The sequence below is a fragment of the Pseudomonas sp. Pseusp11 genome (genome assembly GCF_047304405.1).
In the GTDB taxonomy this organism is placed as follows: Bacteria; Pseudomonadota; Gammaproteobacteria; order Pseudomonadales; family Pseudomonadaceae; genus Aquipseudomonas.
This window is the reverse complement of record NZ_JBGLZF010000042.1, coordinates 36,077-47,097: the sequence shown is the minus strand read 5'-3', so window position 1 is coordinate 47,097 and position 11,021 is coordinate 36,077. Positions and strand designations below refer to the sequence as shown.

The window sequence follows — 11,021 nt, the reverse complement described above, 5'->3', positions numbered from 1 at the left end:
TTGGTGGAGCTAGACGGGATCGAACCGTCGACCTCTTGCATGCCATGCAAGCGCTCTCCCAGCTGAGCTATAGCCCCGGATTTTTCGCCTCGCGGCGGAGCGACATCTTGCAACATCGCTTCTGTAAAACTGGCGTCCCCTAGGGGACTCGAACCCCTGTTACCGCCGTGAAAGGGCGGTGTCCTAGGCCACTAGACGAAGGGGACGCAAACCCTTCTATACAACTGATCAACGCTGAGTGTTGATCGCTTCAAGGCCGGTGTGGCCAGACCTTGAAGGTGTAAATTGGTGGAGCTAGACGGGATCGAACCGTCGACCTCTTGCATGCCATGCAAGCGCTCTCCCAGCTGAGCTATAGCCCCTCATCGCTGAGGACGGGGCGAATCTTAATGGCGCATCGGAAAGCTGTCAAACTTATTTTTCAAAAAATTTAAAATTTTTTGCCGACATAACAATCACTTACCGCCCTCCCCCCGTAAATTCGGGGGAAGCGCCGAAGATCAGGATCAAAAGATCGCGGCCTCCGGCAGTTCCTACAGAGTCAAACGCCGTCAGGCAATTGCGCCCAGAAGCTTTTCCCACTCTTTGTTTTCTTTCTTCGACACGCCGCCCAGCAGGTCAATGGCCTGGCGCAGACGGAAACGGGTCAGGTCCGGACCGAGGATTTCCATCGCATCGAGTACCGATACCGAACTGGCCTGCCCGGTGATCGCGGCAAACATCAGCGGCATGGCGTCACGCAGCTTCAGCTCCAGGGATTCAACCACCGCCTGAATCGTTGCGGTGATGCTGTCCTTCTCCCACTGACGCAGGCTTTCCAGCTTCCACAGGATCAATTGCATCAACTGACGAACCTGATCGCCCGAGAGCTTCTTGGATTCGAACAGTTTAGCGTCCGGATTCACGCCACCAGCGAAGAAGAAGCCGGCCAGCGGTGCGACCTGGCTGAAGGTTTCAACCCGGCCCTGCACGTGCGGCGCGATCTTCATCATGTATTCAGGGTTCAGCGCCCACTTCTGCACGCGAGCGGCGAACTCTTCCACCGGCAGGTCGCGCAGCCACTGGCCGTTGAGCCACGACAGTTTCTCGATGTCGAAAATCGGCCCGCCAAGCGAGACGCGGCTCAAGTCGAAGTTGTCGACCATTTCCTGCAGGGAGAACTTCTCGCGCTCGTCCGGCATCGACCAGCCCATGCGGCCTAGGTAGTTGAGCATCGCTTCCGGCATGAAGCCCATGCGCTCGTAGAACGTCACCGAGGTCGGGTTCTTGCGCTTGGACAGCTTGCTCTTGTCCGGGTTACGCAGCAGCGGCATGTAGCACAGCTGCGGCTGCTCCCAGCCGAAGTACTCGTACAGCAGGATCAGTTTCGGTGCCGAAGGCAGCCATTCTTCACCGCGCAGCACGTGGGTGATGCCCATCAGGTGGTCGTCGACCACGTTGGCCAGGAAGTACGTCGGCAGGCCGTCTGTCTTCATCAGCACTTGCATGTCCATGCGATCCCACGGGATCTCGACATCGCCACGCAGCATGTCCGGCACCACGCACACGCCTTCGGTCGGCACTTTCATGCGGATCACGTGGGGTTCGCCAGCGGCCAGGCGGCGCGCGACTTCTTCCTTGGACAGCAACAGCGCACGGCCGTCGTAACGCGGGGTCTCACCGCGGGCCATTTGCTCGGCGCGCATCTGGTCCAGTTCTTCGGCGGTGCAGAAGCACGGGAAGGCATGGCCGAGCTCCACAAGCTGCTGGCAGTACTTCTGGTAGATATCGCCGCGCTCACTCTGACGGTAAGGACCGTGCGGGCCGCCGACATCCGGGCCTTCGCTCCAGTCGATACCCAACCAGCGCAGGGCGTCGAAAATCTGCTGTTCGGACTCGCGGGTCGAACGCAGTTGGTCGGTGTCTTCGATCCGCAGGATGAACTCACCGCCATGCTGCTTGGCAAAGCAGTAGTTGAACAAAGCGATATAGGCGGTACCTACGTGGGGGTCCCCGGTAGGCGATGGCGCGATGCGAGTGCGGACGGTGGTCATGGCATGTCTCAAAAAGAATGAAAAGCAAAGATCAAACAAGGGGCGAATGGTAACAGGCGATAGCCGCCCGGCTCCAGTGAGTGCGGGATTTAAGCGCTGCAGGAGCTGCCAAGGCTGCGATCTTTTGACTTTGCCTGTAAAAACAAGATCAAAAGGTCGCAGCCTTCGGCAGCGTCTACAGAGGGAGCGTCAAACCGCGATCAACCGCTCCCGCAGCTTGCCGATTTCGTCGCGCAGCTGCGCCGCGGCTTCGAATTCCAGGTCGCGGGCGAGCTGGTACATCTTCTCTTCCAGCTGACGAATGCGCTTGGTGATCTCGCTCGGCGAACGCAATTCGGCTTCGTATTTGGCGCTTTCCTCGGCGGCCTTGGCCATGCCTTTGCGCTTCTTGCTGCGCGAACCCGGCACAGTCGCGCCTTCCATAATGTCGGCAACGTCCTTGAACACCCCTTTGGGCGTAATGCCATTGGCCAGGTTGAAGGCGATCTGCTTGTCGCGACGACGCTCGGTTTCGCCAATCGCCCGCTCCATGGAACCAGTAATCCGATCCGCATACAGAATCGCCCGGCCATTAAGGTTGCGTGCCGCCCGGCCAATGGTCTGGATCAGCGAGCGTTCGGAGCGCAGGAAGCCCTCCTTGTCCGCATCAAGAATCGCCACCAGCGAGACTTCCGGCATGTCCAGGCCTTCACGCAGCAGGTTGATCCCCACCAGCACATCGAAGGTGCCGAGGCGCAAGTCACGGATGATCTCGACCCGCTCCACGGTGTCGATGTCCGAGTGCAGATAACGCACGCGCACGCCGTGATCGGCCAGGTAATCGGTCAAATCCTCGGACATGCGCTTGGTCAGCGTGGTCACCAGCACCCGCTCTTCCAGCGCCACACGCTTGGTGATTTCCGAAAGCAAGTCGTCGACCTGAGTCAGCGCCGGACGGATTTCGATCTGCGGGTCCACCAGGCCAGTCGGGCGCACCACTTGCTCGACCACGCGCCCTGCGTGCTCCGCCTCGTAATTGCCCGGCGTGGCCGAGACAAATATTGTCTGCGGGCTGATGCCTTCGAACTCGTCGAAACGCATCGGCCGGTTATCCAGCGCCGATGGCAGGCGGAAGCCGTATTCCACCAGCGTTTCCTTACGGGACCGGTCGCCCTTATACATGGCACCGACCTGCGGCACGCTGACGTGGGATTCGTCGATCACCAGCAAGGCGTCGGCTGGCAGGTAGTCAAACAAGGTGGGCGGCGCCTCGCCGGATGCACGGCCCGACAGGTAGCGCGAGTAGTTTTCGATGCCGTTGCAGTAACCCAGCTCCAAAATCATCTCCAGGTCGAAACGGGTGCGCTGCTCCAGGCGCTGGGCTTCCACCAGTTTGTTGTTGGAGCGCAGGTATTCCAGGCGCTCCTGCAACTCGACCTTGATCCCCTCGACGGCGTCGAGCAGGGTTTCCCGAGGCGTCACGTAGTGGCTCTTCGGATAGAAGGTGAAGCGCGGCAGCTTGCGGATGACCTCACCGGTCAGCGGATCGAAGGCGGACAGGCTTTCCACCTCGTCATCGAACAGCTCGATGCGGATCGCCTCAAAATCGGATTCCGCCGGGTGGATATCAATCACATCGCCGCGCACCCGGAACGTCGCCCGGGCGAAGTCCACATCGTTGCGGGTGTATTGCAGGTCGGCCAGGCGACGCAACAGCGCACGCTGGTCGAGCTTGTCGCCGCGATCCACGTGCAACACCATCTTCAAATAGGTTTCCGGGCTGCCCAGACCGTAGATGCACGACACCGTGGTGACGATGATTGCGTCTTTGCGTTCCAGCAGCGCTTTGGTCGCGGACAGGCGCATCTGCTCGATATGGTCGTTGATCGAGGCGTCCTTCTCAATGAAGGTGTCGGACGACGGCACATAGGCTTCGGGCTGGTAGTAGTCGTAATAGGAGACGAAGTATTCAACGGCGTTGTTCGGGAAGAACGCCTTGAACTCGCCATATAACTGCGCAGCCAGAGTCTTGTTCGGCGCCAGCACCAGCGTCGGGCGCTGCACTTGGGCGATCACGTTGGCGATGCTGAAGGTCTTGCCCGAGCCGGTCACACCGAGCAACGTCTGGTGCGCCAGCCCGGCCTCGATGCCCTCGACCATCAGACGGATGGCTTCCGGCTGATCGCCGGCGGGCTCGAAGCGGGTGACTAGCTGGAATTCAGACATACATACCTCTGGTTCACTCTTGCCCGGTTACACCGGACAGGAACGAGAAAGACCGCAAACGACCGATGTCGCCCGAGGAAAAAACTGGATTGTGCTCAATGTGGAGCCGATTGCCATCCCTTTCAAGGCAAACGTCCTACATCGGGTAAAACCTTTGACGATGTCACTCGACCAACGATCGAAAAATAATTGGAAAAACTTACCGTAAAAGCCGAATCGCCTGTCGCCATCAATCGCTGATGGCCTCTATACTAGCTCCCCGTTTGTGCACCGCTCTAGTGCATTCGGCTGGAGCGCGACACGTCCCTCCACACTCCATTCAGAGCCGCCGTAATAATGAGCCTGTTCTCCGCTGTCGAAATGGCACCACGCGATCCAATCCTGGGCCTCAACGAAGCATTCAATGCCGATACCCGTACCAACAAGGTCAACCTGGGGGTCGGTGTTTACTGCGACGAGCAAGGACGAATTCCTCTCCTGCGCGCCGTTGTCGAAGCCGAGACGATTCGCGCCGCTCAACACGTTTCCCGTGGCTACTTGCCGATCGACGGCATCGCCGCCTACGACCAGGCCGTGCAGAAACTGCTGTTCGGCAATGATTCGCCGCTGATCGCCGCTGGCCGGGTCATCACCACTCAGGCCGTCGGCGGTACCGGCGCACTGAAAATCGGTGCCGACTTCCTCAAGCAACTGCTGCCGAACGCCGTCGTCGCGATCAGCGACCCAAGCTGGGAAAACCACCGCGCACTGTTCGAAACCGCCGGTTTCCCGGTGCAGAACTATCGCTACTACGACGCCGCCACCCACGACGTTAACCGCGCTGGCCTGCTGGAAGACCTGAACGCCCTGCCGTCCGGTTCCATCGTTGTGCTGCACGCCTGCTGCCACAACCCGACCGGCGTTGACCTGAGCCCGGCGGACTGGAAGAACGTGCTGGACGTGGTGAAAGCCAAAGGTCACGTGCCGTTCCTCGACATGGCCTACCAGGGCTTTGGCGACGGTATCGATGAAGACGCTGCCGCTGTGCGCCTGTTCGCCGAATCGAACCTGACCTTCTTCGTTTCCAGTTCGTTCTCCAAATCCTTCTCGCTGTACGGCGAGCGCGTTGGCGCGTTGTCGATCGTCAGCGAATCGAAAGAAGAAAGCGCTCGCGTGCTGTCGCAAGTCAAACGCGTGATCCGCACCAACTACTCCAACCCGCCGACCCACGGTGCAAGCATCGTCGCCGCTGTGCTGAACAGCCCGGTATTGCGTGCCCAGTGGGAAGAAGAACTGGCAGAAATGCGTCTGCGGATTCGCGGCATGCGCACCCAGATGGTCGACCTGCTGGCGAAAAACGCTCCGCAGCGCGATTTCAGCTTCGTCGGTCGCCAGCGCGGCATGTTCTCCTACTCCGGCCTGACGGTTGAGCAAGTGACCCGTCTGCGCACCGAGTTCGGCATCTACGCCCTGGACACCGGCCGCATCTGCGTTGCCGCGCTGAACCAGAGCAACATCGACGCCGTGACCAAGGCCATCGTTCAGGTGATCTGAGTCGTCGCGTGACATGAAAACGGGAAGCCAAAATGGCTTCCCGTTTTTTATTGGCCTCAGATAAATCTCAAAGCAGCCGCTGCGCCCTTTAAACTCCCACAAGCTTTATGTACACCCGAGAATTCTTGCGAGAACCCCACATGAAAAACGACGACCTACGCGCCGACCGCGACGAGCTGGACCACTTCGTGCCCCGCACCTCGGCCAAACGCGGTAAAAACCTGGTGCTGCAAGTGGCCGCGGGTGTGTTCCTTGGCGGCCTGGCGTTGTGGCTGGTGCAACTGGCCGCCACGATGCTGTATGCCAAGCTGATGCTCGGCACCATCACTTTTGGCGGTTAGGCCAATTCGCTCGCACGCTGGCTGGCCGCGTCGTCATAGGCGACATAAAGCGACTCGGCCACCTGGCTTTTGATCGCCTTGGTGCTTTCCAGACCCAGGACAAAACCTTCGGCCTTGCCGCCTGCGCGGTTCAGCTCGTCAGCGGTGCTGGCCTGAGTGATTGCGTCGAACAGTTTCTCGGCGTGTGGGCCGACACCTTTGGGCAGGCTGATCTGAGCGATGCTCATGCGAACACCCCACTGTTTCGGGGTGTGAAGGCTGGGTGATTCATGGCGCGTACCTTTTCGGCTGAGGGCCGGCAGCGCGTGTCACCACTTCCGGGCGGCCATGGTAGACCTCTACCGCGCTTCTGGTAACCGCCAATGGCCGATAAACCTCCCTCTGATCCGATGAAAACATCAAATTTCCAACAGAGGCTTGACTTCTCTTTTTGAATCAGTAACATACACGCCATTCCGCGATAGCTCAGTTGGTAGAGCAAGTGACTGTTAATCACTGGGTCCCTGGTTCGAGTCCAGGTCGTGGAGCCAGACAGCAAAATCGAAAAGCCCCTGAATCGAAAGATTCAGGGGCTTTTTTGTGCTTGACGAAAAGACACGATCCTATGAATTCCCTACCCCGACAGAGTAGGAAGCTTCCTGATTTTCTGTAGCCGTGTTTCAGGCTTTCGCCTGAGCCCCCGTAAACCCTGGACTAGAGCATCAATAGCCACTTTCATAGTGGCCGGATGCTGACTGTAAAGCAGCGAACTTGTGCGTTATGAATAGCGCCTCTCGCCTGCCAACATCCCCGGATCGTTCACGTGTCAGAGTTACTCAAACTCAAGGAGAACGTCCTTGTCCCTCACCCTGGCGGCTCACTGAGCTTTGGCACCCTTCCCGAGATGCCCAGGTTCAATTTACGGGGTGGCGAAATATTCCTGCGGGTCGGAATTCACAAAGGCATCAACAAAGGATTTGGCGTTCGACATGTCTGGGAAGCCCACAAGACCGACCTGGCAATATTTGGCTGCCACACCATTGATGACGTGGCAGCCCACATCGCCAAAATGATCGTACCCGGCGCCCCCATCTACTGTGAGTTCAAGGAAATGAGAGGTGATCACAGAGTCGCCGTGCTTAAAAATCCTACCGGCTCGCTCATTCTGGAGCCTCGAAATGAGCGTCGCGGCTTCGGATACTACGTCGTAACCTGGTATCCCAAGAGACGTGCAGAAGGCACCCTGGTCGGCACAATCGCCAAACCAGATCCCAAGCAATAAAAAAGGCGTCCTGATGGACGCCTTTTGAATTTTCGAGGAGTAGTCGCAGCGATTCTTTAGCTCCTGGCCACAAATGACCTTGGGTTCAGAATCCGACCGGCATGCCAGTCGTCACTACTTCAGAGGGAGCCAGCTTCTCTGCTGCCAACAAGATGGGGGGCCAATGCTGGAGGCCAAGCCCAAGGATGCGCAATTGCAGACCTCGAATTCGATTCTCAACCATGCGTGGAGCGAGTGTCAACCTGACCGACAACTGAATCGGTCGCCCGCCGCCCCCGATCGCCAGTCAGACATGCTCACTGCTTTTCGCATGCACCGCACGCAGCTCGGCATGCCCATGATCCGTCTCCACCACCGGAATTTCATTCCCGTCGCAGTCGCGCAGTTTACCTTCGCTGAAGTAGTCCCCTTCCCGCAGCGCCGCCAGGTCTTGATAACGCAGGACTCGTTCAGTACCGGCGGCAAATACCGATTGCTGGTCCGAGTTGCCGGCCGTGAGGTGATTGAAGGTCAGGTTTAGCACGATGGCCATGATCGCCGAGGAGCTGATGCCCGAGTGGAAGATCGTCGAGAACCAGCTGGGGAAGTGGTCGTAGAAGTTCGGGGCGGCGATGGGGATCATGCCGAAACCGATGGAAGTGGCGACGATGATCAGGTTGACGTTGTTGCGGTAGTCGACCTTGGACAGCGTCCGAATGCCGCTGGCGGCGACAGTGCCAAACAGCACGATCCCGGCGCCGCCGAGTACAGAGGTCGGCACGGCGGCGATGACCCGGCCCATGAACGGCAGCAATCCAAGCACCACCAGAAACACACCACCTGTGGCCACCACGAAGCGGCTCTTGATCCCGGTCACCGCCACCAGCCCGACGTTCTGGGCGAAGGCGCTCTGAGTGAAGGAGCCGAAGATCGGCGCGATCATGCTCGACAGCATGTCAGCGCGCAGGCCGTTACCCAGACGTTTGGAGTCGACCTTGGTGCCAATGATTTCACCGACAGCGAGGATGTCGGCCGAGGTTTCCACCAGGGTCACCATGACCACGATGCACATCGACAGGATCGCGGCAAAGTGGAAGGTCGGCATGCCGAAATGGAACGGTGCCGGGAAGCCGAACATCGGGCCCTGGGTGACGGATGAGAAATCCGCCATGCCGAGGAATACAGCGATGACCGTGCCGATAACCATCGCCAGCAGGATCGACAAACGGGAGATGGTCGCGCTGCCGATCTTGCTCAATAGCAACACCAGCACCAGCGTCACCGCCGCCAGCCCGATGTTCGCCATGCTGCCGAAATCCGGCGCATGGCTGTTACCACCCATGGCCCAACGCGCGGCCACCGGCATCAGCGTCAAGCCGATAGTGGTGATCACAATGCCGGTCACCAGCGGTGGAAAGAACTTGGTAATCCTTGAGAACACCGGCGTGATCAGCAAGCCAATCAGCGACGCGGCAATCACCGCCCCGAGAATCGACTGAAAGCCGCCCTCCCCGCCACTGCTGACAATCGCGACCATGGTCGCAACGCCGGAGAACGACACGCCCTGCACCAGCGGCAACTGACAGCCGAAAAACGGCAAACCGAGGGTTTGCAGCAATGTCGCCAGCCCCCCTGCAAACAATGAAGCAGCAATCAACAAACCGATGTCCGCCGGTGAGAGCCCGGCCGCCTGGCCGATGATCAAAGGCACCGCGACGATACCGCCGTACATGGTCAGAACGTGTTGCAGGCCATAAGCCATATTCGCGCCGATCCCGAGGTTTTCGTCCTCAGGCCGTTGGTGTGAAACATGGGGCGTTTTCATGGTTGGGAGGTTCCCTGGTTTTTGTTGTGCGCACACTGTATTCAATACTCAGGACAAATGTCTATAGAGTTGTATACAACTGCCAAGTCAGATTATGGACACTTGTCCACGCCACCCTCTGGCCATAGCGCCTCCAGCCCCAAACGTCTTGAAATACATCCCTGCGCCCCTATCCCTCCTCACCGCTAATCTTTTGCTTTCCAAGCGACCGCCGGCACGGACGCCTCCTCGCTTATACATATAAAGTATGCATAATGAAGTCATTCGAGATTCAGTATCACAGGGCAAAGAACGCGGCCAACAAACTAAAACATCAAGGCATCAGCCTCGCAGAGACAGAACCAGTGTTTTATGACGAACGAGCCCTGACTTTTCAGGACGACCATCATGATGAGCAGCGGTGGATCATCATGGGGCTGGATGCCAAAGGTCGCTTGCTGGTCGTTGCGTACACCTGGCGCGACCCGAATTTCGTGCGAATCATTTCCGCACGCATCGCCACCAAAGGTGAGCGTCGCCACTATTTGGAAACTTGAACGATGAAAGACGAATACGACTTCAGCAACGCCAAGCGCGGAGCAATTGCCACAAGCAAAGGCAAGACCCGAATCACCATCATGCTCGACGATGTCGTCATAGAGGCTGCACGCGCTCTGGCAGAAAACGAGGGGTATGGCTACCAGACAGTGATCAACAATACTTTGCGCCAGGTGTTGCTCAGCGATAAAGGCAAAGCGGCGAAGCCCGATGAGAACACCGCGGGTGCAAACATCGGGCATTTCAAAAAAGGCATAACCGCCTCGGAGCTGAAAAGCCTGGAGAAAAAACTGTCAGAGGCCCTCAGCGAAATCCATCACGTGATGGAGCTAGAAGTTCGTTCCTAGGCACAAACCTCGCACTTGAGTCGACCCAATGAAAAGGGGCGGATTGATCAAATCCGCCCCTTCGCGTGGTGCTCAGTTTGCCTGCGGCACCGGCTCGATCAACCGCTCCAACACCGGCTTCAACGCCTCCTTCTCCGGCACCCGAATGTCGAATTCACGTTCCAGCAACCCGATCAACTCATCCACATCCGTCACCTGCCGCCGCTCGCTCTCGCTGCCCATGCGGTGAATGGCGAAACTGCCGTTGTTCAGCGTGCGTCGCCATCCCTCCCCCGTCCGCGCCACCATCAATTGTTTGACGAAGGACGATTCGGGATGAGTCGAGACATACCAGTTGCCGAGGGTGTAATCGATGTCTTCCTGACGCTGCAAATCGAAGATGTACATCGCCCGCCATTCACCGCCGACGTTGGCACGCAAGGTGTAGCCGTCCGCATGCTGTTCGATGCGATAGGGTTCATGAGGGGTGAGTTGCTCAACATCAGTGTCGAGCATCAACGGCGCGGTGGGCACCATGCCGCCGAAGCCGACGTCGGTGATGTAGCGCACGCCGTCGAGGATCACCAGGCTCAAGCGGTGAGTGCGTGCGGTCCATGCGCCTTCGGGCTGGTTCATGACTACGCGACCGGTGATGCCGCGCGCCTCGAACCCCAGCGTCTGCAGCAAGGCCAGGAACAGGTTGTTGAGTTCGTAGCAGTAACCGCCACGGCCGTCGTGCAGGACTTTCTGCTCGATGGACGGCAGGTCGATGAGTACCGGTTGCCCTAACAGCGTGGTGAGGTTTTCGAACGGAAAAGCACCGGTGTGGCGCAACTGCAATTGACGCAAGGTTTCCAGGGTCGGCACCGGGGGTGCGTCGAAACCCAGGCGTTGCAGGTACAGCGCAAGATTTGTCAGTCGTGGTTCGCTCATCGCTCAATCCTTATGCATGGAGCCTGCGGATCGCTCCGCCGATGGCCG

Annotated in this window: 10 protein-coding genes and 4 tRNA genes; 6 read left to right on the top strand and 8 right to left on the bottom strand. The window is 58.5% G+C overall.

The annotated features are described in order from the left end of the window. Position 1: 1 nt before the first annotated feature. The 5 genes from ACCC96_RS25210 to uvrB all read right to left on the bottom strand — a co-directional run bounded on the left by ACCC96_RS25210 (position 2) and on the right by uvrB (position 4,238). Positions 2 to 77 (bottom strand) — tRNA-Ala (locus ACCC96_RS25210). 53 nt (positions 78 to 130) lie between these two features. Beyond that, positions 131 to 206, bottom strand: a tRNA-Glu gene (locus ACCC96_RS25205). A gap of 80 nt (positions 207 to 286) precedes the next feature. Continuing rightward, positions 287 to 362: transfer RNA gene (locus ACCC96_RS25200), tRNA-Ala, on the bottom strand. Positions 363 to 551: 189 nt separating this feature from the next. Beyond that, a complete protein-coding gene (gene gltX, locus ACCC96_RS25195; RefSeq protein ID WP_413697232.1) occupies positions 552 to 2,033 on the bottom strand; it encodes a glutamate--tRNA ligase in 1,482 nt (493 codons plus the stop codon). Positions 2,034 to 2,222: 189 nt separating this feature from the next. Then, positions 2,223 to 4,238, bottom strand: a complete 2,016-nt coding sequence (gene uvrB, locus ACCC96_RS25190; protein ID WP_019582112.1) for an excinuclease ABC subunit UvrB — start codon at positions 4,236 to 4,238, stop codon at positions 2,223 to 2,225. Positions 4,239 to 4,574: 336 nt separating this feature from the next. Between uvrB and ACCC96_RS25185 the strand changes: the two genes are divergently transcribed. Next, entirely contained in the window at positions 4,575 to 5,771 is a 1,197-nt protein-coding gene (locus tag ACCC96_RS25185) for an amino acid aminotransferase (protein WP_019649342.1), read from the top strand. A gap of 140 nt (positions 5,772 to 5,911) precedes the next feature. Further along, positions 5,912 to 6,112 carry a hypothetical protein gene (locus ACCC96_RS25180; RefSeq protein ID WP_413697231.1) on the top strand — a complete coding sequence of 67 codons (201 nt, stop codon included), beginning with the start codon at positions 5,912 to 5,914 and terminating at the stop codon, positions 6,110 to 6,112. Here the strand turns inward: ACCC96_RS25180 and ACCC96_RS25175 are convergent. After that, positions 6,109 to 6,339 carry a hypothetical protein gene (locus ACCC96_RS25175; RefSeq protein ID WP_019649343.1) on the bottom strand — a complete coding sequence of 77 codons (231 nt, stop codon included), beginning with the start codon at positions 6,337 to 6,339 and terminating at the stop codon, positions 6,109 to 6,111. The two genes, ACCC96_RS25180 and ACCC96_RS25175, sit on opposite strands and share 4 nt — an antisense overlap. Before the next feature lie 227 nt (positions 6,340 to 6,566). Between ACCC96_RS25175 and ACCC96_RS25170 the strand changes: the two genes are divergently transcribed. Together ACCC96_RS25170 and ACCC96_RS25165 are read left to right on the top strand one after the other, a co-directional pair. After that, a tRNA-Asn gene (locus ACCC96_RS25170) sits at positions 6,567 to 6,642 on the top strand. 272 nt (positions 6,643 to 6,914) lie between these two features. Beyond that, positions 6,915 to 7,373: a hypothetical protein gene (locus ACCC96_RS25165; RefSeq protein WP_019582109.1), complete on the top strand. Its 459-nt coding sequence runs from the start codon at positions 6,915 to 6,917 to the stop codon at positions 7,371 to 7,373. A gap of 286 nt (positions 7,374 to 7,659) precedes the next feature. Here ACCC96_RS25165 and ACCC96_RS25160 read toward each other — a convergent pair whose 3' ends face one another. Next, entirely contained in the window at positions 7,660 to 9,177 is a 1,518-nt protein-coding gene (locus ACCC96_RS25160) for a nucleobase:cation symporter-2 family protein (protein ID WP_413697230.1), read from the bottom strand. Positions 9,178 to 9,431: 254 nt separating this feature from the next. Between ACCC96_RS25160 and ACCC96_RS25155 the strand changes: the two genes are divergently transcribed. Beyond that, positions 9,432 to 9,713 (top strand): BrnT family toxin, encoded by a 282-nt coding sequence (locus ACCC96_RS25155; RefSeq protein WP_258673261.1) that lies wholly within the window; start codon positions 9,432 to 9,434, stop codon positions 9,711 to 9,713. A gap of 3 nt (positions 9,714 to 9,716) precedes the next feature. Next, the gene (locus ACCC96_RS25150; RefSeq protein ID WP_413697229.1) at positions 9,717 to 10,061 is read left to right on the top strand and encodes a BrnA antitoxin family protein; all 345 of its coding nucleotides are present in this window, start codon (positions 9,717 to 9,719) and stop codon (positions 10,059 to 10,061) included. Between the two features lie 72 nt (positions 10,062 to 10,133). Here the strand turns inward: ACCC96_RS25150 and ACCC96_RS25145 are convergent, their stop codons facing one another. Then, positions 10,134 to 10,973: an arylamine N-acetyltransferase family protein gene (locus ACCC96_RS25145; RefSeq protein WP_413697228.1), complete on the bottom strand. Its 840-nt coding sequence runs from the start codon at positions 10,971 to 10,973 to the stop codon at positions 10,134 to 10,136. Between the last annotated feature and the right edge of the window lie 48 nt (positions 10,974 to 11,021).